We start from the raw sequence: 24499 nt of genomic DNA, 5'->3' as shown, positions 1-24499 counted from the left end.
GTTTCGTATATCAACGGCCCTGTCAACGGCCCAGACACAGGAGCCGGAGAAATGCACCTCAGCGCCAATCTGTCCATGATGTTTTTCGAAGTGCCGATGGTCGAGCGTCTGGCCCTTGCCGGCGAGGCCGGCTTCGCCTCGGTCGAGATCCAGTTTCCCGAAGACGCGACGGTGCCTGCGCTTGCCCGCGCCAGCGCGGAACTGGACCTGCCGGTGACGCTGATCAACGTCCCGCGCGGCGTCGGCGACGAGGTGGGCATGGCTGCCCTGCCCGGGCGACAGGATGATTTCCGCGCCGCCATGGAGACATGCGCGGCACAGGCCAGGACACTGCGCGTCGCGAAGACCAACATCCTTTCCGGCCGGCCACAAGCCGGTGCCGATCGCGAAACCTGCCTGGCCTGCCTCACCGACAATCTGCGCCGCGCGGGCGACCTGTTCGGCGCGATCGACGTCAAGGTGATGGTCGAGCCGGTCAATCCGGTCGACGTGCCGGGCTTCTTCCTGACCAGCCTCGACGAGGCACTGGAGGCGCTGGAACGCGCTGCCCACCCGAACCTCTTCCTGCAGTTCGATTTCTACCACATGGCGATCACCGAGCCCGATCTCGTCGCGGCCATTCGGCGCGCGGGGCCGTGCATCGGCCATGTCCAGTTCGCCGACACGCCCGGGCGCCATGAACCCGGTACCGGGACGATCGACTTCGCCGCGGCCATGGCGGCCCTGAAGGAAACCGGCTATCACGGCGCGGTTTCGGCCGAATACCGGCCGAAGGGAGAGACATTGGCCGGGCTCGGCTGGATGAAGGATTTCAGGGAGATGATGGAATGAATGCAGTCAACCAGCAGGCCGTCGAGGCGATCGTGCGCGACATCGTCGAGGCCGCCGAATTCGAGCCGCATTCGGGCGCGGGAAATCTGGCCGAGGCCTATGCCGTGCAGGACAAGGTGGCCGAGAAACTCGTGGCCGACGGGTCGCGAAAGGCGGTCGCGGGCTACAAGCTGGCGGCAAATTCCAAGGGCGCGATGCAGCATTTCTCGCTGACCGAACCGGCCTCCGGCCCTGTCTTCGGCGACCAGGTTCTCGCCTCGCCGGGCGAGTTGCAGGCGGGCTCCTTCCGGCAGTTCGCCTATGAGCCGGAGATCACCGCGATCATGGGCGCCGACCTGCCGGCCTCAGGCGCACCCTACAGCAAGGAAGACGTCGCGGCGGCCATCGCGCGGTTCGTGCCCGGCTTCGAGATTCTCGAATTGCGCGGCGCCGAAATGCCGAAGATCGGCATCATCGAGGCCGTCGCGCAGAACATCTCCAATGCGGGCATCGTGATCGGTGGTCCTGGTATCGCCCCGTCGGAACTGAAACCCGCCGAGGTGCGGACCGTGGTGACCATCGATGGCCAGCCGGAGCTGGACGTGACCGGCGCCGCGCCCCAGGATCCGCTGGAAGCCGTGACCTGGCTTGCCAACCACCTCGTCTCCCGCGGCCTGTCGCTCGAAGCCGGCCAGTGCGTATTGTGCGGCACGCATGCGCCGATCCGACCGGTTGCAGGTCCTGCTCGCATCGAGGCCTCGATGTCGGGACTGGGCGAGGTGTCGCTGACCCTGCGCTGATTGCGGCTCAGAGATAGGTCGTGCGCTCGAGCGGGGTGATCTCGCTCCAGAAGGCCATGATCTCCGCGCGCTTCAGATCGCGATAGACCTTGGAAAGGAGCGGCCCCAGCGCCCGGTCGGCGAAGCCGCTCTTTTCCATCAGTTGCAGCGCGTCGTCCATGTCGTCGGGCAGTTCCAGCCCGTCCGTGTCGTCATAGGCATTGCCTTCGACGGCCGGTGGTGGCGGATCGCCCGCGTCGATGCCTTCGACCATGCCCTGGATGACGGCCGCCAGCACGAGATAGGGGTTGGCGTCGGCGCCCGCGATGCGATGCTCGACGCGGCGGTTCTGGTCGCTGGAGACCGGAATGCGCAACGCCACCGAACGGTTGTTCTCCGCCCAGACCGCGCGCGTGGGCGCGTAGGAGCCCGGCGTGATGCGCCTGAACCCGTTCCAGGTGTTGATGAACAGGAGCAGCGAGACGGGCATCGCCTTCAGCAGGCCGGCCACCGCCGTCTCCAGCTTCTTGCGCCCACCCTCGCCCGCGAAGATGTTGTCGCCATTGTCGTCCAGCACGGAGGCATGCACATGCATGCCGTTGCCGGCATATTCGAGGAAGGGCTTGGCCATGAAGGTGGCCGTCAGACCGTGTGCGCGGGCACAGCCGATGACCAGGCGCTTGAGCATGATGACGTCGTCGGCGGCGCGCAGCGGATCGGCGCGGTGCTTGAGATTGACCTCGAACTGGCCGGGCGCGGCTTCCTTGATGATGGTGTCGATCGGCAGGTCCTGCTCGTCGGCGGCGTCACGGATCATGTCGAACAGGGCGGCATGTTCGGCCAGATCGTCGAGCCCGTACATGCGCAGCCGGTCGGGTCCCTTCATGGCGCCGACCGGGGCGGGCATGCCGTCATCCCAGTCGGTGCCGGGCTCCAGGAGGTAGAATTCCAGTTCGAAGGCGACGACGGGAAAAAGCCCGCGCGCATTGACCTCGGCCACCTTCTTCTTCAGCACCTGGCGCGGATCGGCGAGGAAGGGATCGCCCTCCGGCGTGAAGGTCTGCAGGAGAACCTGGGCCGTCTTGCGCTTGGCCCAGGGCACGATCGAGAGCGAGCCGCGCGTGGCACGGCAATAGCCGTCCTTGTCGCCCGATTCGATGTGCAGGCCGGTCTCGGCCACCTCGCGGCCCCAGACATCCAGCCCGTGCAGCGACATGGGAAAGTTCACGCCTTCCTGGAAGGCCTTCTTGAGCGCATCGGCCGGCGCCCATTTGCCGCGCATGACGCCGTTCGGGTCCACCATCAGGAACTCGACGGCCTCCAGATCGGGGTGTTTTTCGACGAAGGCGCGGTATTCGCGTTCGTGATCGGGGGTCACGTATTCGCCGGAGCTGGGCAGTGTCGGAACGGGAGCCACGGGAAGGGGGCGCCGTGGGGCGGAAGGAATCTTGCCGGCTTTGACGATACCGGACGGCCTGTTTCGCAAGATACGCCTGTCATTTGATTGAAGATGCGCCAGCCTGCCCCGCGCCTCCTCACCGAGTCAATGGGGGACCGGCAGCTCTCCGGGTCGCATGCGGCGCCGGTGACGTCGGAATTCCAGCAGGATGTGCAGGATCAGGGCCGCGAACACGATCGAGCCGCCGATGATGGTGCGCACCGACGGGATCTCGGCATGGATCAGCCAGACCCAGACCGGTCCGAGAAGGGTCTCGAAGGTGGCCAGCAGCGCCGCGAGCGCGGCCGGGATCAGGCGCGCGCCGGTGGCGAAACAGGCAAGGCCCAGGCCGAGATTGATGGCGCCGAAGGCAAACAGCAGCGCCATGTCGGTCTGGCCGACCAGGAAGCCGCTTGCCTGGGTCGCGGCGAATGTGCCCGCAAACAGCGTGCCCAGCATGGTGGCGGGCGTCATGCGCACATGGGCGTGCCGTCGTGTCAGCACGGCGGCGAGCGCGAAGCAGATCGGCCCGACCAGGGCCAGGAGACCGCCGACCGGCGAGACGTCCGGATCGAGCGATTCCGACATCATGACGCCGATGCCGAAGAAGACGGCGGCGATGGCGGCCCAGGTCGAGGCCGAGACGCGTTCACCAAAAAGCAGCCGGGCAAACAGCGCGGCGAAGAGCGGCGCGGCGGCATAGATCAGGAGAATGTTGGCGACCGTCGTGTGGCCAAGTGCCAGGATGAAGGTGGTGGAAGCGAGCGCGAAGCACAGGCCGACGGCCACGCCAGCCATCCCCATGGCGCGGAACATGGCGACCATGCCGCGCAGCCCGTCGCGCCACAGCATGAAGCCGATGAGGAAGAGAGCTGCCCAGATCGAGCGCCAGAAGATCACCGTCCACGGATCGGAAATCGAGATGAAGCGGGCGATCGTTCCGCCAAGGCTCCAGGCCACCGCCGCCACGAAAACCAGCAGCATGCCGAGCCGCTCCTCGCGGAGGGCTGGGCCCGGCAGGACTGGCAGGATGGGCGGCGGGGCACGAAGACTTTGTGACATGGGTACGGCGCAAGCAGGAGGGCCTTGACGTTCGTTATGCCAAAGCCGGGGGCGACGCGCTGTGCCAGATGCGTCGCCCGCTTGGCTCAGCGCGCTCTACTCGAGGATACGAAAACCGTCATTGTCAGAGTCCGGTTCGCTCTCCTCGATCTCCAGATCATCGACCGTCGAGGCGGGCGGGCCGCGGCGCAGGCGTTCGATCATCATACCCACGGCCTCGGCCGCACCGGAAAAGTGAGCGCGCACGGACCCGTTTTTTTCATTCTTCACCCACCCGGAGAGGCCGAGGCTGTGCGCCTGTTCGCTGGCCCACCTGCGAAAATGCACGCCCTGCACCTGGCCGGTAACGATGGCTTCGATGGTCCGTTCGTTGGTAGACATTGGCTCTGCTCCTGATCGTCACCGCCGCGCTGCGTAGTAACGCGGATGACCGCGTTTCGTTCGACTGGACCGCAGGCCGGGGCGACGTTAGGTGAAGATAGGTTTTGGCGCGGGAGTTTTTACCCATGAAGGCTGGCTGGTACGAGAAGAACGGATCTGCGCGCGAGGTTCTCGTCGTGGGCGAGATGGGCACCCCGGCACCTGGCGCGGGCGAGGTCCTGGTCCGGCTGGCGGTGAGCGGGGTCAATCCTTCCGACGTGAAGAGCCGCGCGGGCCGGCCCCTGATCGCGCCGCGCATCGTCCCCCATTCCGACGGCGCGGGCGTCGTCGAAGCTGTCGGCGAAGGCGTCGATCGTTCGCGCATCGGCGAGCGTGTGTGGATCTGGAACGGGCAATGGAAACGCCCCTTCGGCACGGCCGCCGAATATATCGCGCTCCCCCAGGAGCAGGCCGTGCGGCTTCCCGACAATGTGGCATTCGATGCCGGCGCCTGTCTCGGCATCCCGGCTCTGACTGCCCTTCAGGCGGTCGCACACCAGGGCGACGTCTCCGGCAAGACGCTGCTTGTCACCGGCGGTGCGGCCTCTGTCGGGCACTATATCTGCCAGATCGCCGCCCGGCGCGGCGCGCGCGTCATCGCCACCGCATCGCCACGACGCAGCGCGCATGCCCGTGCGGCGGGGGCGTCCGAGATCATCGACTACAGGGGCGACAACGTCGCCGAACGGGCCAGGGAACTGACGGGCGGCAAGGGGGTCGACGGCATCATCGACATGGATCTGTCGTCCACCGCGGCGCTTCTGCCCCAGGGCGTGCTGGCGCCGCATGGCAAGATCGTGTGCTACGGCTCCAATGTGCCGGCCGACATCCCCGTCTCCTTTGCCGCGATGCTGTGGGGCAGTCTGACCCTGCAGCTTTTCCTCGTCTACGAACTGACGCCGGCACAACGTCAGGCGGCGCTGGCCGAGCTCACTCGCCTGCTGGAGCAGGACGCGCTCGTTCACGCCGTCGGCGCAAGTTTCCCGCTCGACGACATCGCCGCCGCGCACGAGGCGGTGGAGAAGGGCGACATCATCGGCAATGTGGTGCTCGACCTGAGCTGAGCTCCTGCCCGGTCGCTTCTTGGCTCCAGGCAGGGGGGCGCCACGCCCGCCGGAGCCGGCGGCGCATCGTTTCGAGCCTGCCGAGTGACATCTGCGCTGGCCGCAGGGGCTTGGCCCTCCGTCCCGCCCGCACATTGTGATAATGGACCATCGTCCAGCCCAGCATGAAATCCATCGGCCATCTCCTTTTTGCGATACTGCATCTTAGGAGGGTTCAATCCGGGCTTGAAACCGCCCTGAATGCGTTTCATGTTTCAGAAATGAAAAACGTCGACTGGGATGATTTGCGCCTTTTCCTGGCCGTGGCACGGCATGGAGGCCTGACCGGCGCGGCCCGGGAGCAGGCATCGAGTGCGGCGACGGTGGGACGCCGCATGCTGGCTCTCGAACGGGCAATCGGCCGACCATTGTTCATGCGCCGGCAGACGGGCTACGAACTGACCGATGACGGGCGCAACCTGCTGGCCCGCGCCCAGGCCATGGAACTCGGGGCGCGCACCATTGCCGACTGGCTCGAAGCCGAGGGCCAGCGATCGGTGGTTCGGATTTCGGCCGGCACCTGGACAGCCAATTTCCTGGCCGCCAATTTCGCCCGGCTCTGGCGGCCCGACGACCCGTTCCGCATCGCTTTCAAGACCACCGAAGCGCGGCTCGACATCGCCCATCGCGAGGTCGAGATCGGCGTGCGCAACGCCCAGCCCGACAGTCCGAACCTTGCGGCACGGCGCACGGTGGAGGTCGCCCATGCGCCTTTCCGCGCCCGCAGCCTGGTTCCTGCCCGGCGCGATGAATGGGTGGCCATTTCGCCCGAAGACGCCACCACCCGCTCGGCCCGCTGGCTCTCCGGGAGAAGCGACGTCGTCATGGCCGCCTGGGCAAACACGCCGCGCACCCTTCATGACCTGATCCGCGCCGGCGTCGGCAAGGGCGTGCTGCCGTGTTTTGCAGGCGACCGCGATGCGGATCTGGAACGCGCCGGCGCGGAGATCGCCGAGCTGCGTGAATGGCAGTGGCTGGTCATGCACAATGACGACCGCCACCGCCCCGACGTGCGGACCGTCATCGACCGGATGGTGGCGCTGGTAACGGCCCATGCCGCGCTGTTTGGCGGGGAGCGGCCGGTCGGCGAAGGCTAATGCCGCGATTTTCCAGCTGCGTATCCCGTGCTATGCTGCTGAACTTCTCGGAGCCCCCGCCATGAACCAGACGCTGAAAGACGCCATCAGGGAAGTCGAGGCCTTGCCGGAAGCCGAGCAGGAGGAACTGGCGCAGGCGCTGCTGGCCATGGCCGCCAGAAAGCGCATCGACGCCAAGCTGGCGGCCGCCGAGGCGGAAGGTGGCGAGATTCCGCATGAGGAGGTCGTGGCTCGAATGAGAGCCCGGTATGACGGCTGAGCTCATCTGGCGCAAACGCGCTTTGACTCAACTCGAGGCTATTTTTGACTACATCCGCGCCGACAATCCCAAAGCCGCGAAAATCTGTGTCGAAGAAATCATCGCCGCCAGCGATCGGTTGCGACACTTTCCCCTGTCAGGTCGCGCATATGACAACCGATATCGCATACTGGTCGTGCGCAACCATCTCGTTCTTTATCGCCACGAGCAACTGGCCGGCCGGGTGATCGTGACGGCGGTCCTTGACGGACGCAGGGATGTCGCTGCGCTGCTGCGACAGCTCGATCCGAAAGGTGGTTGATGCCTCACTGGAAATCGAACGCGCTCAGCCCCGTCACCATCTCGTCCAGCCCGAGCGGCCTTGTGACCGGCGGTTCGGCGCGGGCGAGGCAGCCGGCGCGCTCGCAGAGGCGGCAGGTCGGGCCGACCGGCGTCGGGGGAGAGCCCGCGGGCAGCGCCGCTTCATAGACCACCTCGTCGCGAAACCCGATGTCGCAGCCGATCAGGATCGCGGTGCGCCGTGGCCGTTCGTTGAAGGCGCCCTGCGGGCCCTCCAGCGTCCGGGCAATGGTCAGGAACTCCGCGCCGTCCGGCATTTCGACCGCTTCCACGAACAGTTGCCCCGGCAACGAGAAGGCGGCGTGGACGGGCAGTTTCGGGCAGCCGCCGCCGAAGCGGCTGACAGGGAAACCTTCCGCCCCGGCGCGGCGGAACCGATGGCCGGCGCTATCGATCTCCATCATGAAGAAGGGCACGCCCGCCTGGCCCGAGCGCCCCAGCATGGTGAGCCGATTGGCCGCCTGCTCGAAGGAAACCGCGAAGCGGGCGCGCAGCACGTCGATGTCGTAACGCGCGCGCTGGGCAGCGGCCAGGAAGGGCTGGTAGGGCATCATCAAGGCATGGGCGGCATAGCGGGCCAGTTCGAAACGGGCCAGCCGTCGCGCCTCGTCGGACGACAGCTGCAGCGCCTTGAGTTCGGCGGCGATCACCACCTGCATGCGCAGGAGGGCGGCCTCCATGGCGATTTCGCGCGTCTGGTCATGGGGCGACAACCGTTCCGACAGGAAGAGGCGCTGGGAATGCCGATCATAGCGGCGGCGCCAGTTGGGCATGGTGGCCACGGGCAGGGCCCGCACCGCAATGCCGTGCTCGCGCTTCAGCCAGTTCTTGAGCGCGCCAGCCAGGTCGTCGGCGGGCTGGAGGAGGGCCACGAAGGCCTCCGCCTCCTCCTCTATCGCCAGGAAATGGTTCGGGCGGCGCTCGAAGGTCTCGCGCACTTCGTCGACGGGCAGCCGCGCAGCCGACAGCTGCGTGGCGTGCCCTTCCCGTGCCAGCATCTCGGAGAGGTCGGAAAGCCGGTCTGCCTGTTCGCGATAGGCCCGGTGCAGCTTGACCATGGCGGCGGCGGCGTTCGGCGCGCCTTCCGACAATTCGACCAGCTCCTGCTCGCCGGGCAGTTCGCCGGACAGCAGCGGATCGGCGAAGACCTCGCGCAGCGCGGCGATCGACTGGCCGGTCCCGCCCTGTAACTCCTCGGCGTCCACCTTGTAGACAGCGGAGAGCTTGAGGATCAGCTGCACGGTCAGCGGCCGCTGGTTGCGCTCGATGAGGTTGAGATAGGACGGCGAAATGCCCAGCCCATCGGCCATCGCCGTCTGGGTCAGACCCTTCGCCTTGCGGATGCGCCTGATGCGGGGGCCCGCAAAAATCTTCTGCTCTGCCATGCGGGTTTACCAGATTTGACAAGGCGGCTTCTTTGACAAGTTTGACAAATTTACATGCCTAACCGGTCAAAGGCAAGACAGCGTGACCCGAATTAGACGAACGAAAACCGCTATTTCCTCGTTCTCTTCGGCAGCGCAATGTAAATCCGTCAAACGAGATCGTTCCTCCCGGAAACCGGTCGCAACCTGTCAAAGATCGATGGAGACTTCAGCATGACCGATTTTTACAACCTCGTTCCCTCCGCACCGCAAGGTCGCTATGACGGCATCGAGCGCCCCTACTCCGCGGAAGACGTGAAGCGGCTCCGCGGCTCCGTCCAGATTCGCCACACGCTCGCCGAGAACGGTGCGAACCGCCTCTGGCAGCTCATCCACCAGGAAGACTTTGTCAACGCGCTCGGCGCCATGTCGGGCAACCAGGCCATGCAGCAGGTCCGCGCCGGACTGAAGGCGATCTACCTCTCCGGCTGGCAGGTGGCGGCTGACGCGAACACGGCGTCGGCCATGTATCCCGACCAGTCTCTCTATCCGGCCAACGCCGCGCCCGAGCTGGTCAAGCGCATCAACCGCACGCTGCAGCGTGCAGACCAGATCGAGGTCTCTGAAGGCAAGGGCCTGTCGGTCGAGACCTGGTTCGCGCCGATCGTTGCCGACGCCGAGGCTGGTTTCGGCGGCCCGCTCAACGCGTTCGAGATCATGAAGGCCTTCATCGAAGCGGGTGCCGCCGGCGTCCATTTCGAGGACCAGCTCGCGTCCGAAAAGAAGTGCGGCCATCTGGGCGGCAAGGTGCTCATCCCGACCGCGGCCCACATCCGCAATCTCAATGCGGCGCGGCTCGCCGCCGATGTGATGGGTACCGCGACCTTGATCGTCGCCCGCACTGACGCCGAAGCCGCGAAGCTTCTGACATCGGACATTGACGAGCGCGACCAGCCCTTCGTCGACTATGATGCCGGTCGCACCGTCGAAGGTTTCTACAATGTCAGGAACGGCATCGAGCCCTGCATCGCGCGCGCCATTGCCTATGCACCGCATTGCGACCTGATCTGGATGGAGACCGGCAAGCCGGATCTCGAACAGGCCAGGAAGTTCGCCGAGGCCGTTCACAAAGAGCATCCCGGCAAGATGCTGGCCTATAACTGCTCGCCTTCCTTCAACTGGAAGAAGAATCTGGACGACGCCACGATCGCAAAGTTCCAGCGCGAACTGGGCGCCATGGGCTACAAGTTCCAGTTCATCACGCTGGCCGGCTTCCACCAGCTGAACTTCGGCATGTTCGAGCTGGCGCGCGGCTACAAGGACCGCCAGATGGCGGCCTATTCCGAGCTGCAGGAAGCCGAGTTCGCGGCCGAGGCCAATGGCTATACCGCGACGAAGCACCAGCGCGAGGTCGGCACCGGCTATTTCGACGCGGTGTCGCTTGCCATCACCGGTGGCCAGTCCTCGACGACCGCCATGAAGGAATCGACCGAGACCGAGCAGTTCCGTCCGGCCGCCGAATAGAACGCGTCAGCATTCAACCCAAGGAGCAAGACCATGACACCCGTCACACGCGTCAAGGAAAGGGCAGAGGAACAGTCCTCCGCCATGTCCGGCGACCAGCAGGCGGCCATCCGCATGCTCGCCAACGATCTGCACAGACTCAACCAGTCCGTCATGAAGGCGGTGGATGCCGGCGTCTCCGTTGAGCTCGTGCGCTCCGCACGCCATCATGGCGGGACCGGCAACTGGGGCGACCTGCTCATTCCGGTCGTGGTGACAAATCTGAAATCGGAAGTCTGATTGAGTAAAACGATTAGGTCGGACTTGTCCGGCCTAATCGTTTACCAAGAACAACACTATTTTTTTTGAACACGAAAAATATCAACTTGACACACGTCCGATATCAGCAACTATCCTTCTGGTTGCAATAGCGCGCTTTGGCGCGAGCAACTGGGGGCTTGATATGGGCGAGCTGCATCCCGGTCTCGGAGAACCCGAGGGCGAATCTTTTGTCTATGGCACGGGGGAAGCACCGCTTCCGCGCGACACCGTTCTGGTGGTCAGCAACACCCGGATCACAACCATCGTCGTTTCGCGCATCGTGCGCATGGCGGGATTGAAGTGCCTGACGACCGAGCCTGGCGGGTTCGACGAGGCGCTGCGGGAACCTCGTCTGGGAGCCGTGATCCTCGACGACGAATTGCCCCTTGCGGAACGTGTCGCGCAGCGTGCAGCGCCGTCCCCGCCTGGCCGCCCCCTGCAGCGACCACAGGTGATTCTGCTCGCCACCGGCAGAGCTCTGCTCGAAGCGGGCAGGAATTCGCCGCATTGCCACGCCGTTCTCGCCAAGCCGGTGGCCTCGGACACGCTTTACCCGCTGCTTTACGATATCCGGCAAAGGGTCGTGGCCTGCGGCAGGACCTGACCCCTTTCCGAACCGGCGGCGGAGCGGCTATAGTCCTGCTTGCGAAACATTTTTCTGGTGATTGATGCCTGCCTCCAAAAAGGAAGCCCGTCCCGGCGCCGCCGAGCGCACCCGTCTGCCCGCCTTCATCAAGAACCTGCGCGGCGTGAAGAACTGGAAGGAAGCGTCTTCATGGCTCGAGTGGCGCGGCATCGAGGATATCGAGTGTATCGCGCCCGATCAGGCCGGCGTGGCACGCGGCAAGATGATGCCTTCCAAGAAATTCACGTCCAACACATCGCTGGCCCTGCCCTCCGCCGTGTTCATGACCACGATCTCCGGGCGTTACCCCGAGGATAGCGGCGATTTCACCTATCCGGAGGCGGATGGCGATCTCAAGCTGCTGCCGGATCTCTCGACGCTGACGGTCGTGCCGTGGGAAAGCGACCCCACGGCGCAGGTCATCTGCGATCTGGTCACCCAGGACGGCCAGGCGGCGGAGTTCACGCCGCGCAACGTCCTCAAGCGCGTGGTCGCGGCCTATCACATGCGCGGTCTGAAGCCGATCGTGGCGCCCGAGATCGAGTTCTATCTCGTCAAGAAAAATCCCGATCCCGACTATCAGCTCGAGCCGCCGATCGGCCGCTCGGGCCGGTCGATCGCGGGGGGGCAGAGCTATTCGATCGCCGGCGTCAACGAGTTCGACGAACTGATCGACGACGTCTACGATTTCTCCGAGCGGCAGGGGCTGGAGATCGACACGCTCATCCACGAGGAGGGCGCGGGCCAGCTCGAGATCAATCTGCGCCACGGCGATCCCGTCGAGCTCGCCGATCAGGTGTTCATGTTCAAGCGCACCATCCGCGAGGCGGCGCTCAAGCACGACATCTACGCCACCTTCATGGCCAAGCCGATCCAGGGCCAGCCGGGATCGGCCATGCATATCCACCAGTCGGTGGTCGATGCGACCACGGGCCAGAACGTGTTTTCCGCCCCGGACGGCGCCGAGACGGAAGCGTTCCGCCATTTCATCGGCGGCATGCAGCGCCACATTCCCAATGCGCTGGTGATGCTGGCGCCCTATGTGAATTCCTATCGTCGCCTGACCCGGAGCGCCTCGGCCCCGGTCAACACGCGCTGGGGTTACGACAACCGCACGACCGCGTTCCGCATCCCGCGTTCCGACGCTCAGGCCAGGCGCGTGGAGAACCGCATTCCCTCATCCGACGCCAATCCCTATCTGGCGCTCGCCGCGTCGCTGGCCTGCGGGCTGGTCGGCATGGTCGAAAAGGTACCGGCCGACAATCCGACCGGCGCCGCGGTCAACGAGGACGAGATCGAGCTGCCCCGCGGCCTGCTCGAAGCGGTCGAACTCTTCGAGGCCGACGAGGCGCTGCGCGAAATCCTCGGCAGCGCATTCGTGACAACTTATGCGGCGATCAAGAAGGCCGAGTTCGAGACCTTCATGGAGGTCATCAGCCCCTGGGAACGCGAATATCTGCTCCTGAACGTGTAGTGCGCGGCGGGCTCAGGCCCGCTCCAGCCCCCGCTGGACCTCCCAATCGGTGACCACGCGGTCGTGCTCGGAAATCTCCCAGCGCGCCGCGTGGACGTAGTGCTCGACGACGTCCGCGCCGAAGGCAGTGCGCAGGAAGTCCGAACCCGCCGCCAGCTCCGCCGCCTCGCGCAGGGTTTTCGGAATCTCGCGCACGCCTTGGGCGCCATACATGTCGCCGCGCAGTTCGGGCTCCAGTTCGAGCTTGTTCTCGATGCCGTCGAGCCCGGCTGCCAGCAACGCGGCACAGGCGAGATAGGGGTTGAGGTCGGCGCCGCCGATGCGGCATTCGACACGCACACCCTTGGTGCCCTCGCCGCAGACGCGGAAGCCGGCGGTGCGGTTGTCGGCGCTCCACACCGCCTTGGTCGGCGCGAACATGCCGACGCAGAAGCGCTTGTAGCTGTTCACATAAGGCGCGAGGAAAATCGTGATATCGCGCGCATGCGCCAGCTGCCCCGCCATGTAATGCTTCATCAGTGCCGACATGCCGTGCTCATCGTCCTTGTCGACGAAAGCCGGCTCGCCGTCGAGAGTCCACAGCGACTGGTGCACGTGGCTCGAAGAGCCGGCGCGGTTGTGGTCGTATTTCGCCATGAAGGTGACCGACTTGCCCTGCGCATGGGCGATCTCTCGGGTGGCCGCCTTGGCGATCACGTGACCGTCGGCGGTCTCCAGGGCCGCGGCGTAGCGGATGTTGATCTCGGCCTGGCCGGCCTCCGCCTCGCCCTTGGTGTTCTCCACCGGGATGCCCGCGCCGTAGAGCCCGTTGCGCAAGGCACGCATCAGCTTCTCTTCCTTGGTGGTCTGGAAGATGTGGTAGTCCTCGTTGTAGGCGGAGATCGGCCGCGGATCTCGAAATCCTGAATCGCGCAGTTCCTCGTAGCTGTTGTCGAAGACGAAGAACTCGAGTTCGGTCGCCATCATGGCGGAAAAGCCCAGCTTGCGGGCGCGCTCGACCTGGCGCTTCAGGACCGCGCGCGGCGAATGCGGCACGTCCTCATGCGTGTGGTGGTCGAGAAGGTCGCACAGCACGAGCGCCGTTCCCTCGAGCCACGGCACGCGGCGCAGTGTCTCGAGGTCGGGCTTCATCACATAGTCGCCATAGCCCTTTTCCCAGCTGCTGGCGGCATAGCCCGGCACGGTGATCATCTCCATGTCGGTGGCCAGCAGATAGTTGCAGCAATGGGTCTCCTCCCAGCCGCCATTCAGGAAATGGGCGGCATGGAAGCGCTTGCCCATGAGACGGCCCTGCATGTCGATGGCGGCGACGATCACGGTGTCGATCTCGCCGGCTGCGAAGGCTTCGGACAGGGTTTCGAGCGTCAGGTTGGCGGGCATTTTTTTGGTCTCGCATGGGGTCGGCGGCAGACCGCCCCGGCCGTCAGCGACCGGGGCGGCAAGGATGGTGGGGCCTCAGCCGTAGCGGTAGGGCCGGCCGGCCCGGTCCATGGCCGCGTTGTAGTCGCGGAAGATCTGGACGACCTTGGCCTTGGTCTCGGACTCGTCGGCGATTTCCTGCCAGAAATCGCGCGCGGCCGTCTCGACCTCAGCCCACTCGGCATCCGGGATCGAGGTCAGCTCGAGCTTGTCGCCCTCGGTGCGCAGGCGTGCTTCGCCGGCCCAGTACCAGTGCTGGCGATAATAATGCGACTGCTCGAAACAGACCTTCATCAGTTCCTTGAGGTGGTCGGGAAGCTCTTCCCAGCGCTCTTCATTGGCGAAGAAGTGGCCGATCCAGGCGCCGGAGATGTTGTTGGTCAGGAAGTGGCTGCAGATGTCGGCCCAGCCCACCTCGTAGGCCTCCGTGATGCCGCACCAGGCAACGCCGTCGATCTCGCCCGTCTGCATGGCGATCTCGACATCCTCCCAGGGCACGGTGACCGGGACGACGCCGAACTGGGCCAGGAAGCGGCCGGCGGTCGGGAAGGTGAAGACCCGGATGCCCTGCAGATCCTCGAGGCTGTTGATGGCGCGCGTGGTGATGAAGTGGCACGGATCCCAGGCGCCGGCCGAAATATGCTTCACCCCGACGGCGGAATATTCCTCGTCCCAGATCTCGTTGAGGCCCCAGTCGTTGAAGAGGGCCGGCACGTCGAGCGAGTAGCGGCTGGCAAAGGGGAAGTAGCCGCCGAAGACGGTCACTTCGGTTGGCGACATCATGGAATCGTCGTCGGACTGCACGGCGTCGATCGTGCCGCGCTGCATGGCCTGGAACAGTTCCTCCGTCGGCACCAGCTGGTCGGCGAAATAGAGGTCGATCTGCATCTCGTCGCCGGCGATCGCGTTGAACATGTCGACGGCGGGCTGGGCCACCTGGGCGCCGAGGGACGCGCCGGCATAGGTCTGGAGGCGCCAGCGGATCGGTGACTGGGCGTGGACGGCGGGAGCCGCCAGCGCGGTCGCGCCGGCGGCAGCGGCGCCGGCGGTGAGAAACTTGCGTCGTGTCGTCTTCATCGTCTGTTCTCCTGTGTTCCGGTTTCCGAACGGTTCAGTCATCGGGCGCGTTGGCCGCGCCTTCTGTCATCGATAGAGCGTCTGGGGCAGCCAGAGCGCGATCTGCGGGAAGATCATCACCAGCGAGAGCCCCAATATCATCACCGCCACGAACGGCACGATCGAGCGGTAGATGTCCCAGAGCGAAACCTCGGGCGGGGCCATGGCCCGCATCAGGAACAGATTGTAGCCGAAGGGCGGGGTCATGTAGGCGATCTGGCAGGTGATCGTGTAGAGCACGCCGTACCAGATCAGGTTGAACTCCAGCATAGCGACGATCGGCACATACAGCGGCGCCACGATCACCAGCATGGCCGTGTCGTCCATGAAGGTGCCCATCACGATGAAGGAGATCTGCATCAGGATCAGGATGTGCCAGCGGTTCAGCCCCATATCCTCGATGAACAGCGCGCGGACGAAATCCACCGCCCTCAGCCCGTCGAACACCGCGCCGAAGGCTAGCGCGGCCAGGATGATCCACATGAACATGCAGGTGATGGCGAGCGTGCGCTTGGTGCACTCCTCGAATACTTTCCACGTCATGCGGCCCTTGATGACGGAAGCCCCGAAAGCGGCCAGCGCGCCGATGACCGAGCTTTCGACCAGGCGCGTGTAGCCCATGATGAAAGGCACCATCATCACCAGGAAGATGCCCAGCGGCATCAGTCCGGCGCCGAGCAGTTTCAGCTTCTCGCTGCGGGTGACCTGCGAGAGCTCTTCGCGCGAAAGGGTCGGGCCGAGTGCCGGATTGATGCGGCAGCGGATCCAGATATAGACGATGAAGAGCCCCGCCAGCATGAGGCCGGGCAGGATGCCGGCCAGCCACAGCTGGCCCACGGGCTGGCGCGCGATCATCGCGTAGAGCACCATCACCACCGAAGGCGGGACCAGGATGCCCAGCGACGAGCCGGCCTGGATCACGCCCGTGACCATGCGTTTGTCGTAGTTGCGTTTGAGCAGTTCCGGCAGCGCGATGGTGGCGCCGATCGCCATGCCGGCCACCGACAGGCCGTTCATGGCCGAGATCAGCACCATGAGCAGGATCGTGCCGATGGCCAGGCCACCGGGCACCCCCCCGAACCAGACATGGAACATGCGGTAGAGATCGTCGGCGAGCCGGCTTTCCGACAGCACGTAGCCCATGAAGATGAACATCGGCAGCGTCATCAGCGGGAACCAGTTCATCAGCTTGATGGTCTGGGCGAAGGCGAGGTCGTAGCCGCCGCGCTCGCCCCACAGGAGCAGCGCCGCCACGACCGCGACAAAGCCGATCACCCCGAACATGCGCTGCCCGGTCAGCATCATGGCCATCATCGAGCCGAACATGAGCAGCGCGATATACTCGTAGCCCATCAGATTTCCCGGCCTCTCAGCTTGGCGATGTCACGGATGAGGAAGGCTGTGCATTGCAGGATCATCAGCGTGATGCCCACGCACATGACGATCTTGATCGGCGCCATGTAGGGGCGCCAGAGCCCGCGCCGGCGTTCGCCATATTCGAGCGCATAGGCCGTCGAATCGATACCGCCCCACAGAAGCACGACGAGGTAGAAGATCAGCGCGAAGATGGTGATGGCGTCGACGGCGGCCTTGGTCGTGTCGGACCAGCGGCTGTAGAGCAGGTCCATGCGCACCGCCGAGCCCATCTGCATGGCATAGGCGCCGCCGATCATGAAATAGCCCATGACGATGAACTGGGCCATCTCGTCGGTCCAGACCTGCGGGTGCCAGCCGGCGCGCGCGATTGCGCCCCACAGGAGCACGCCCATCAGCGCAAAGAGCAGGAACATGGCCAGCCGGCCAAAGAGATAGTTCACCCGCTCCACGAAGCGGACATAGGCGATCAGGAAGCGGGGCATGACGCGGCCTCCGTCTTCTCGATCGCACCGACCAGAATCGGCGCCAGGCGGGAGGCCATCGCCGCCTGCGCCGCATCGTCGGCGATCAGGTCGTTGCGAATCTCCAGCATGGCATTGGGCAGGCCGTAGGGCGTGGCATGGAGGCGCAGCGTGTGGGTCACGTGGTCGGCCGCCGAATAGGGTTCGTTCAGCCTTGTGACCAGCGTGCTGTCGCCCGCTCCGTCGACAATTGCGCGTGCCAGTGTGGCGTCGGCATCGTGGATGACGCCGAACTCGACCTCGCGGCGCATCCCCGCATAAACCGGCGTGAAGGAATGCACGGTAATGACGGCCGGCCTGCGGCCGAGCGCCATCTGGGTCGCCAGTTCCGACATCAATGTGGCGTGGAAGGGCGCATAGAGCGCGCTCGTGCGGGCCGCGCGCGCCGCCGCGCCGAGGCGGGCATTGCCAGGAATTTCGTGGATTTCGGAGCGCTCGGGCATGGCGCCGGGCAGGTCGGGCGCGCGGTTGAGATCGTAGATCAGGCGCGAAAGGGGCGCATGGACGAGCAACGTGCCGCCACAGGGTCCGGCCATGCGCTCAGCCAGGCCGCGCGCCAGCCCGAGCGCGCCGGGGTCCCAGGCGATGTGGGCCTGCATGGCACCGGCGTCGAGACCGAGATCGCTCCAGGGACCCGACAGGCTGTTTGAGGCATGCTCGCAGACGAGCACCACGCCCGCGCCCGTGGACCCGCTCCTGGTGCCGCGAACCGGTGTCCCCTCGCCGTCCCAACGCTCGACGATGCCTGGCCAGCGGCAGGGCTCCTCGATACGAGTATGCGCTTTCGGTTGCGGAGCGATAACGCTCATGGACGAGGGCATCCTCATGGAAATCCGAAGGCCTACAGCCTCAATGTCGTACGGGAAGTTGTCAAGAATTTTCCAGAGTGAAAACTTCTGTTACAAATCCGACAGAAGCCTCAGGAGGAACATCGCGTGGCAGGAAAGGGTCAGCGGTCGCGGCGACCGCCCGCCACCACGGAAGACCGCATTCGCGCGGCCCTGCCCGATCTGACGCGGGCCGAGCGCCAGCTTGCCGCGCACATGCTGAACGCCTTTCCGGTGGCCGTGCTGGGGTCGCTGACCGCGCTGGCGCGCGCAGCCGGCGTCTCCGGTCCCACGGTCGTGCGGCTGATCCAGAAGCTCGGCTTCAGCGGCTATCCCGAATTCCAGGCGCTGGTACGCGAGGAGGTGGGCGAAAAGCTCGCTTCGCCGCTCGCCAAGCGCGACAAATGGGCCGCCAGCGCGCCCGACGAGCACATCCTCAACCGGTTTGCGGCAACCGTCGTGGACAATCTGGAAGCCACGCTCGGCCAGCTCGACCATGCCGGCTTCGATGCGGTCGCCGATCTGCTGGCCGACCCGAACCGCCGCATCTACATGATGGGCGGGCGCATCACCCATGCCATGGCCGACTATTTCTGCTCGGTGCTGACCGTGATGCGCGAGGGCGTCTCGCTTTTGTCCGACATGTCCAACGCCTGGCCGCCGGCGCTGCTCAACATGGGCAGGGGCGACGTGGTCGTGATCTTCGACATCCGCCGCTACGAGACCTCCGTGCTGACGGTCGCCGAGCTTGCCCGCGAGCGCGGCGCGGAAGTGGTTCTGATCACCGACCGGTGGATCTCGCCGGCTGCGGCCCACGCGAACCATCTCGTCCCCTGCCATATCGAGGTGCCGTCGGCGTGGGATTCCAACGTCTCGCTGCTCTTCGTGGTGGAGGCGCTTCTGGCGGCGGTGCAGAGCCGCAACTGGGAGGAGACGCGCACCCGCCTCACAAGGATGGAAGAGCTCTACGAACGCACCGAGTTCTTCCGTCGCGGCCGCTGAGCGTTTCGCCGCCACAATCGCCCGGTGTTCCACCGGATTGTGGGCCCGGCTTCTTTCTCTGCTGTTTGCATGCTGCTAGGGCATGACATCTCAGGATGGCGCAAGGAGCGGACGAGCCAATGTTTTCCAACACCTTTCCGGACCGAGCGGTTATCTCCGAAACCGTGGCGCGCATGCTGCTCGAGATCGAGGCCGTGCATTTCCGCTCCGACGAGCCCTATACCTTCACCTCCGGCCTCGCGAGCCCGGTCTATATCGACTGCCGCAAGCTCATCTCCTATCCGCGCATCCGCTCCGCGCTGATGGATTTCGCGGCCTCCGTGATCTTCCGCAAGGTCGGCTTCGAGCAGTTCGACGCGGTGGCCGGCGGCGAGACGGCCGGCATCCCATTCGCGGCCTGGCTGTCCGACAAGATGGCGCTGCCCATGCTCTATGTGCGCAAGAAGCCAAAAGGTTTCGGGCGCAACGCGCAGATCGAGGGCGAGTTGAAGGAAGGCGCGCGCGTGCTTCTGGTCGAGGACCTGACCACCGATGGCGGCAGCAAGATCAAGTTCGCCGAAGCCATCCGCGCGGCGGGCGCCGAGGTGACCGACACCTTCGCCGTCTTCTACTACGACATCTTCCCCGACGCCCCGCAGCGGCTGCTCGATGCCGGCATGCGGCTCCATCATCTGGCCACCTGGTGGGACGTGCTGGCGGTCTGCAAGAAGGATCAGCGCTTCTCGCCCGAGACGCTGGCCGAGGTCGAGGCCTTCCTCAATTCCCCGCTCGAATGGTCGGCTAGGAATGGCGGGATTTCGGAGCTCAAGAAAGAGCAATAGGCGAGATGGAGGGCGCGCCTCCCCTACGTCTCGATGATCTCAAAGCGGTCGACGTCGACCATGCCCTTGTCGGAGATCTTCAGATGCGGGATCACCGGCAGCGGCAGGAAGGCGATCTGGAGAAAGGGCTCTTCCAGCGTCGCGCCCAGCGCGAAGGCCGCCTTGCGCAATTCCGTCAGCCGGTCGCGCACGCCCTCGTAGCTCTCCAGGCTGATCAGCCCGGCCACCGGCAGGGGCAGTTCCGCCACCACCTTGCCGCCTTGCGCCACCACGAAACCGCCCTCGATCTCGCCCAGCCGGTTGACGGCCACCGCCATGTCGGCCTCGCCGGTGCCCACGCAGCAGATATTGTGGCTGTCATGGCCGACGGTCGAGGCGATCGCCCCGCGCTTCAGCCCGAACCCCTTCACGAAGCCGGTCGCGATGTTGCCGTTCTTGCCGTGCCGCTCGACGACCGCCACCTTGATGATGTCGGCGTCGAGATCCGGCTTGAACTGACCGTCCGCGACGGGCAGCGCGTGACGCAGATGCTCGGTGATGATGCGGCCGGGCACGACGCCGATCACATGGGCCTCGTCATTGCCGGCGCGCACGGTGAAACTTCCCGCCTCCACCTTCGGCGCCTTGACGCTGTTGCGCCCGACCGGCGCCACGTCTCGGCGGGTGGCGAATAGCTCGTCCGTCACCTCGCGGCCGGCGGAAAACACCCTCTGCGCGCGGCAGGATTCCAGCGAATCCAGCACCACGAGGTCGGCCCGCTTGCCGGGCGCCACCAGCCCGCGATCGGCAAGCCCGAAGATGCGGGCCGCCGACACGCTCGCCGCGCGATAGACCGCCAGCGGCTCGACCCCGCGCGCGATGGCGGTGCGGATCATGTGGTCGAGATGGCCGTATTCGGCGATGTCGAGCGGGTTGCGGTCGTCGGTGCACAGCGCGATGAAGGGCGAGTTGCGCTCGGTGATGATCGGGATCAGCGCCTCCAGATCCTTCGACACCGAACCCTCGCGCACCAGGATGTGCATGCCCTTGGCGAGTTTCTCCAGCGCCTCGTCGGCGCTCGTCGTCTCGTGATCGGTCGAGATGCCGGCGGCGAGATAGCCGTTGAGGCCCAGTCCACGCAAGAGCGGCACGTGGCCGTCGATATGGCGTCCCTGGAAGGCGGCGAGCTTGGCGAGGCACACCGGATCGCCGGCCAGCACGCCGGGGAAATTCATGAACTCGGCCAGCCCGATCACCCTCTCATGGTCGGCAAACGGCAGCAGGTCGTCGATGTCGAGCCGGGCGCCCGCCGTCTCGAGCTCGGTCGCCGGCACGCAGCTCGACAGATTGACGCGGATGTCCATGATGGTCTCGGCCGCGCTGTCGAGGAAGTACCGTATGCCCTCGGCGCCGATCACGTTGGAGATCTCGTGCGGATCGCAGATCGCGGTGGTGATGCCGCGCGGCAGAACGCAGCGGTCGAATTCATGCGGGGTGACCAGCGAGGATTCGATGTGCAGATGCGTGTCGATGAAGCCGGGCACGACGATCGCGCCCGAAATGTCGATCTCGCGTTGGCCGCGATATTCCTCGCGCGTGCCGACGATGCGGTCCTCGCAGATGGCGATGTCGCTTGCCACGATCTCGCCCGAGATCAGGTCGAAGAAGCGCCCGCCTTTCAGCACCAGGTCGGCGGGCTCCTTGCCGGCGCCCTGGTCGATCATGCGCTTGAGGCGGGCCTGGGCTTTCGGGGAGGTGTCGGCGGTCATGGTCGGAATCCTGATTTGCATTTCATGCGGCAGCAGAATTCAATCTCTCGCCCGAGTCCAGCCTCGACCTTTCATCGGCCCGCTTTGCGGTAGCGGTCCATCCAGCGCCGGTCGATCCAGTCCTTCAGGCGCCACAGCCACCCACCTTCGGCCTTGAAGGCGCCGCGCGAGGCGACGGCGTATTTCTCGCCGGTCGAAATCAGCGCCAGATGCCGTTTCTGCGGATGCCAGGGCTGCGGCGCCTTTCCACCCGCCACGGCGATCAGGTTATGCGCCAGCGGCGGGCCCGCACGCACCGCATAGACGCCGGCCTTCTCGCGCGGGGTCTCGACCAGCGCGGCACAGTCGCCGGCGGCGAAAATGCGGGCGTCGTTCAGGCTCTGCAAGGTCGGGCCGACGGCGAGAAAACCCTTCTCGTCCAGCGCCAGTCCCGTTGCGGCGAACCAGTCCGGCGCCCGAGCCTGCGTCGTTACCAGCACCGCGTCTGCTGCCACGAAAGCGCCTTCGCCCAGGCGAAGTCCGTCCGCCTCGATGGCCGTGACGCGCGCGTCCTCGTGTAGCGCGATGCCCTTGCCCGCCAGGTCGCGGCGGAAGGCGTCCTGCACGCGCCCATTATGGGTGGCGAGCAGCTTGCCCGACGTGACCAGCGCAAAGGAAAAACGCGCCGGCGCGAGCCCTGCCCCCTTCGCCATGCGGGCAAGCCGGCCATGCAGCGACAGAAGCAGTTCCACCCCGCCCGCGCCACCGCCCACCACGGCGATGCGCCGCGGACCGTCGGCGCGCAGGGCTGCCGCCAGCAACGCATCGTATTTGCGCACGAAATCTCCGATCGGCTTGACCGCAATCCCGTGCTCCGCCGCGCCCGGAATGGCATCGAGGGCCGGGGTGATGCCGACATCGAGCGACAGGAGATCATAGGGCAGTTTCTCGCCGTCATCGGTGATGAGGAGGCGCTTGTCGCGGTCGATGCCTGCCGCGCGCGCCTGGCGAAACCGCGTGCCGGTTTCGTCCGCCAGCCATTCGAGATCGATATGGGCGTCGTCCAGCGAATAGATGCCCGCGATGAAGCCCGGCAGCATGCCGGAATAGGGCGTCAGGCGGCCCGGCGAGACCAGCGTGACGCGCCAGCCGGGCGGCAGCTCGCCGGCCAGCGCGCGCATGACATGGACATGGGCATGCCCGCCACCCACGAGGACGATGTCCCTCGTCTCCATCCGGCGGTCAGAAGCCGCTGGCGCGCGGCAGCCAGGTCGACAGCGCCGGCACGAAGGTCAGGAGCAGGAGCACGAGAACATGCGCGAGGAAGAAGGGGGGCATCTCGCGCGTCAGTTCCGACACCCTCAGCTTGACCACCGAGGAGACCACGAAAAGCAGGCTGCCGACGGGTGGGGTGATCAGGCCAATGGTCAGATTGACGATGACCACGATGGCGAAATGGATCGGGTCGATACCGAGGGCCACGGCGATGGGCGCAAGGATCGGCACGAGGATCATGACGCCGGGCAGCGGGTCCATGAACAGGCCGAAGACCAGCAGGAGCACGTTGATGGACAGCAGGAAGACGATCGGGCTCAGATTCCAGCCCGCCACGGTGCCGGCCAGCATCTGCGGCACGCCCTCGATGATCAGGATCCAGGCAAAGGCCCGTGCCGCGCCCAGGATCAGCAGCACCGCCGTGCTGACGAGGGCGGCGCGCAGGATGATGCCGGGCAGGTCGCGCAGCTTCAGCGTGCGGTAGACCGCCATGCCGCAGACAAGCGCGTAGAAGACCGCCACGACGGAGGCCTCCGTCGGGGTGAACACCCCGCTGCGGATGCCGCCGATGATGATGACCAGCAGCATCAGCGCGGGAATGGCGTGCACCGTGTTGCGCAGCATCTCGCGGGCGGGCGGGSGGGCCTCGTCGCTGCGATAGTTGCGCTTGCGCGAGACGTACCAGTTGGTAGCCGCCATGGCGCTGCCGATGATGAGGCCCGGGATGATGCCGGCCATGAAGAGCTGGCCGACCGATACCCGGTCGTCCTGCATGGCATAAAGGATCATGATGATGGAGGGCGGGATGATCGGGCCGATCACCGCCGCCGAGGCCGTCAGCGCGCCGGCATAGGCGCGGTCGTAGCCGCCCTTCTCCATCATGCGGACCATCATCTGGCCCGGCCCCGCCGCATCGGCCAGCGCGGAGCCGGAAATGCCGGCGAACATGGTCGAAGACAGCACATTGGCGTAGCCCAGCCCGCCGCGCAGATGGCCGACGAATTGCGAGGCGAAACGCAGAAGCACATGGGTCAGCGCGCCGCCCGTCATCAGTTCGGCGGCCAGGATGAAGAACGGCACCGCCATCAGCGGAAAGCTGTCGAGGCCCGAAAACATCTCCTTGACCACGACCAGCTGCGGATAGCTGGAGCCAAGCACCACCGACAGCCAGGCCGAGATCGCGAGCGAGAAGGCGACCGGCACGCCGATGAAGAGAAGCACGAAAAAGGAGACGAAGAGGATCGCGACCATGGCTCAGCCCGACAGAGTCGCGCGATCGTCGAGCGCATCGGCATCGCGATACTCGCCACGCATCACGAAGCTGCGCAGGATCAGGAGCAGATGGACGATCAGCAGCATGAAACCCACGGGAATGGCCGCGTAGATGTAGCTGAAGGGCAGGCGCGTGGCGGGCGTCAGCTGGAAGCGCATGCGCTGCATGTAGTCGTAGCCGATCCACACCATGATCGCGCAGAAGACCAGGATGAGAAGCATGATGGCCGCGCGCAGGGCGATGGCCGCCCGTCCGGTCAGCATGTCCTGCAGGTTCGTGATGGCGACGTGGCCGCCATAGCGCAGCGCCAGCCCCGCCCCCAGGAAGGTCATCCAGATCATCGAGTAGCGCGCGACTTCCTCGGCCCAGGTGATGGAGAAATTGGTCAGATAGCGCAGGCTGACATTGGTGAAGACGACCACCGACATCCCGCTCAGAAGCAGGATCAGCGCCCATTTGTTGGCCTCGACGAACCAGCGTTCGAAGGTCTGCACGGCTTCACCCGCTTAATGGAGTTCCCGATCGGCCGGCGCGGTCTCCGCCGCGC

25 protein-coding genes are annotated in these 24499 nt (G+C 65.6%); 12 read left to right on the top strand and 13 right to left on the bottom strand.

The features are described 5' to 3' along the window. Window positions 1–51 precede the first annotated feature (51 nt). A complete protein-coding gene (locus GRZ55_RS20435; protein ID WP_169288812.1) occupies window positions 52–831 on the top strand; it encodes a hydroxypyruvate isomerase family protein in 780 nt (259 codons plus the stop codon). Next, window positions 828–1610 (top strand): 2-keto-4-pentenoate hydratase, encoded by a 783-nt coding sequence (locus GRZ55_RS20430; protein WP_169288811.1) that lies wholly within the window; start codon window positions 828–830, stop codon window positions 1608–1610. Before GRZ55_RS20435 ends, GRZ55_RS20430 begins: the two co-directional genes overlap by 4 nt. Before the next feature lie 7 nt (window positions 1611–1617). Here the strand turns inward: GRZ55_RS20430 and GRZ55_RS20425 are convergent, their stop codons facing one another. The 3 genes from GRZ55_RS20425 to GRZ55_RS20415 all read right to left on the bottom strand — a co-directional run bounded on the left by GRZ55_RS20425 (window position 1618) and on the right by GRZ55_RS20415 (window position 4470). Then, window positions 1618–2967 (bottom strand): glutamine synthetase family protein, encoded by a 1350-nt coding sequence (locus tag GRZ55_RS20425; RefSeq protein WP_368856654.1) that lies wholly within the window; start codon window positions 2965–2967, stop codon window positions 1618–1620. A gap of 165 nt (window positions 2968–3132) precedes the next feature. Further along, on the bottom strand, window positions 3133–4011 hold the full coding sequence (locus tag GRZ55_RS20420; RefSeq protein WP_169288809.1) for a DMT family transporter: 879 nt from the start codon (window positions 4009–4011) through the stop codon (window positions 3133–3135). A gap of 174 nt (window positions 4012–4185) precedes the next feature. Further along, window positions 4186–4470: an acylphosphatase gene (locus GRZ55_RS20415; protein ID WP_169288808.1), complete on the bottom strand. Its 285-nt coding sequence runs from the start codon at window positions 4468–4470 to the stop codon at window positions 4186–4188. A 125-nt stretch (window positions 4471–4595) separates the two neighbouring features. Here GRZ55_RS20415 and GRZ55_RS20410 point away from each other — a divergent pair, with 125 nt between their 5' ends. The 4 genes from GRZ55_RS20410 to GRZ55_RS20395 all read left to right on the top strand — a co-directional run bounded on the left by GRZ55_RS20410 (window position 4596) and on the right by GRZ55_RS20395 (window position 7269). Next, the gene (locus GRZ55_RS20410) at window positions 4596–5573 is read left to right on the top strand and encodes an NADPH:quinone reductase (protein ID WP_169288807.1); all 978 of its coding nucleotides are present in this window, start codon (window positions 4596–4598) and stop codon (window positions 5571–5573) included. A gap of 260 nt (window positions 5574–5833) precedes the next feature. Continuing rightward, window positions 5834–6709 (top strand): LysR family transcriptional regulator, encoded by an 876-nt coding sequence (locus GRZ55_RS20405; RefSeq protein WP_169288806.1) that lies wholly within the window; start codon window positions 5834–5836, stop codon window positions 6707–6709. A 61-nt stretch (window positions 6710–6770) separates the two neighbouring features. Continuing rightward, window positions 6771–6968 carry a hypothetical protein gene (locus GRZ55_RS20400; RefSeq protein WP_169288805.1) on the top strand — a complete coding sequence of 66 codons (198 nt, stop codon included), beginning with the start codon at window positions 6771–6773 and terminating at the stop codon, window positions 6966–6968. Beyond that, on the top strand, window positions 6958–7269 hold the full coding sequence (locus GRZ55_RS20395) for a type II toxin-antitoxin system RelE/ParE family toxin (RefSeq protein ID WP_169288804.1): 312 nt from the start codon (window positions 6958–6960) through the stop codon (window positions 7267–7269). The genes GRZ55_RS20400 and GRZ55_RS20395 overlap by 11 nt, the downstream gene beginning before the upstream one ends. 4 nt (window positions 7270–7273) lie before the next feature. Here the strand turns inward: GRZ55_RS20395 and GRZ55_RS20390 are convergent, their stop codons facing one another. Next, entirely contained in the window at window positions 7274–8692 is a 1419-nt protein-coding gene (locus tag GRZ55_RS20390; protein WP_169288803.1) for a short-chain fatty acyl-CoA regulator family protein, read from the bottom strand. 213 nt (window positions 8693–8905) lie between these two features. Here GRZ55_RS20390 and aceA point away from each other — a divergent pair, with 213 nt between their 5' ends. From aceA to GRZ55_RS20370, 4 genes are all read left to right on the top strand, one after another. Beyond that, window positions 8906–10195 (top strand): isocitrate lyase, encoded by a 1290-nt coding sequence (aceA, locus tag GRZ55_RS20385; RefSeq protein WP_169288802.1) that lies wholly within the window; start codon window positions 8906–8908, stop codon window positions 10193–10195. 33 nt (window positions 10196–10228) lie between these two features. Further along, window positions 10229–10474, top strand: coding sequence for a hypothetical protein (locus GRZ55_RS20380; protein WP_169288801.1), 246 nt, complete (start codon window positions 10229–10231; stop codon window positions 10472–10474). Between the two features lie 163 nt (window positions 10475–10637). Further along, the gene (locus tag GRZ55_RS20375; protein WP_169288800.1) at window positions 10638–11099 is read left to right on the top strand and encodes a hypothetical protein; all 462 of its coding nucleotides are present in this window, start codon (window positions 10638–10640) and stop codon (window positions 11097–11099) included. Window positions 11100–11163: 64 nt separating this feature from the next. Beyond that, window positions 11164–12594, top strand: a complete 1431-nt coding sequence (locus tag GRZ55_RS20370; protein ID WP_169288799.1) for a glutamine synthetase family protein — start codon at window positions 11164–11166, stop codon at window positions 12592–12594. Between the two features lie 12 nt (window positions 12595–12606). On the opposite strand, the gene GRZ55_RS20365 is transcribed toward GRZ55_RS20370, so the two are convergent. The 5 genes from GRZ55_RS20365 to GRZ55_RS20345 all read right to left on the bottom strand — a co-directional run bounded on the left by GRZ55_RS20365 (window position 12607) and on the right by GRZ55_RS20345 (window position 17836). Then, window positions 12607–13974 (bottom strand): glutamine synthetase family protein, encoded by a 1368-nt coding sequence (locus tag GRZ55_RS20365; RefSeq protein ID WP_169288798.1) that lies wholly within the window; start codon window positions 13972–13974, stop codon window positions 12607–12609. Window positions 13975–14049: 75 nt separating this feature from the next. Then, complete coding sequence (locus tag GRZ55_RS20360) at window positions 14050–15090, bottom strand: TRAP transporter substrate-binding protein (protein WP_169288797.1); 1041 nt, start codon at window positions 15088–15090, stop codon at window positions 14050–14052. A gap of 66 nt (window positions 15091–15156) precedes the next feature. After that, entirely contained in the window at window positions 15157–16482 is a 1326-nt protein-coding gene (locus tag GRZ55_RS20355) for a TRAP transporter large permease subunit (RefSeq protein ID WP_169288796.1), read from the bottom strand. Then, window positions 16482–16988 carry a TRAP transporter small permease subunit gene (locus GRZ55_RS20350; protein ID WP_169288795.1) on the bottom strand — a complete coding sequence of 169 codons (507 nt, stop codon included), beginning with the start codon at window positions 16986–16988 and terminating at the stop codon, window positions 16482–16484. Before GRZ55_RS20350 ends, GRZ55_RS20355 begins: the two co-directional genes overlap by 1 nt. Further along, a complete protein-coding gene (locus GRZ55_RS20345; protein ID WP_169288794.1) occupies window positions 16973–17836 on the bottom strand; it encodes an N-formylglutamate amidohydrolase in 864 nt (287 codons plus the stop codon). The genes GRZ55_RS20350 and GRZ55_RS20345 overlap by 16 nt, the downstream gene beginning before the upstream one ends. Window positions 17837–18016: 180 nt before the next feature. Here GRZ55_RS20345 and GRZ55_RS20340 point away from each other — a divergent pair, with 180 nt between their 5' ends. After that, complete coding sequence (locus GRZ55_RS20340) at window positions 18017–18856, top strand: MurR/RpiR family transcriptional regulator (RefSeq protein WP_368856656.1); 840 nt, start codon at window positions 18017–18019, stop codon at window positions 18854–18856. A gap of 119 nt (window positions 18857–18975) precedes the next feature. Beyond that, window positions 18976–19677, top strand: coding sequence for an orotate phosphoribosyltransferase (locus GRZ55_RS20335; protein WP_169288793.1), 702 nt, complete (start codon window positions 18976–18978; stop codon window positions 19675–19677). Window positions 19678–19700: 23 nt separating this feature from the next. Here GRZ55_RS20335 and ade read toward each other — a convergent pair whose 3' ends face one another. The 4 genes from ade to GRZ55_RS20315 form a co-directional block, all read right to left on the bottom strand. Beyond that, entirely contained in the window at window positions 19701–21425 is a 1725-nt protein-coding gene (gene ade, locus GRZ55_RS20330; protein WP_169288792.1) for an adenine deaminase, read from the bottom strand. Between the two features lie 71 nt (window positions 21426–21496). After that, a complete protein-coding gene (locus GRZ55_RS20325; protein ID WP_169288791.1) occupies window positions 21497–22639 on the bottom strand; it encodes an FAD-dependent oxidoreductase in 1143 nt (380 codons plus the stop codon). Window positions 22640–22646: 7 nt separating this feature from the next. Beyond that, on the bottom strand, window positions 22647–23930 hold the full coding sequence (locus GRZ55_RS20320) for a TRAP transporter large permease (RefSeq protein ID WP_169288790.1): 1284 nt from the start codon (window positions 23928–23930) through the stop codon (window positions 22647–22649). 3 nt (window positions 23931–23933) lie between these two features. Continuing rightward, window positions 23934–24446, bottom strand: a complete 513-nt coding sequence (locus GRZ55_RS20315) for a TRAP transporter small permease (RefSeq protein WP_169288789.1) — start codon at window positions 24444–24446, stop codon at window positions 23934–23936. Window positions 24447–24499: the final 53 nt, after the last annotated feature.

The sequence above is a fragment of the Chelativorans sp. ZYF759 genome, assembly GCF_012911015.1.
GTDB lineage: Bacteria > Pseudomonadota > Alphaproteobacteria > Rhizobiales > Rhizobiaceae > ZYF759.
This window is presented reverse-complemented; position numbering and strand designations above follow the sequence as displayed.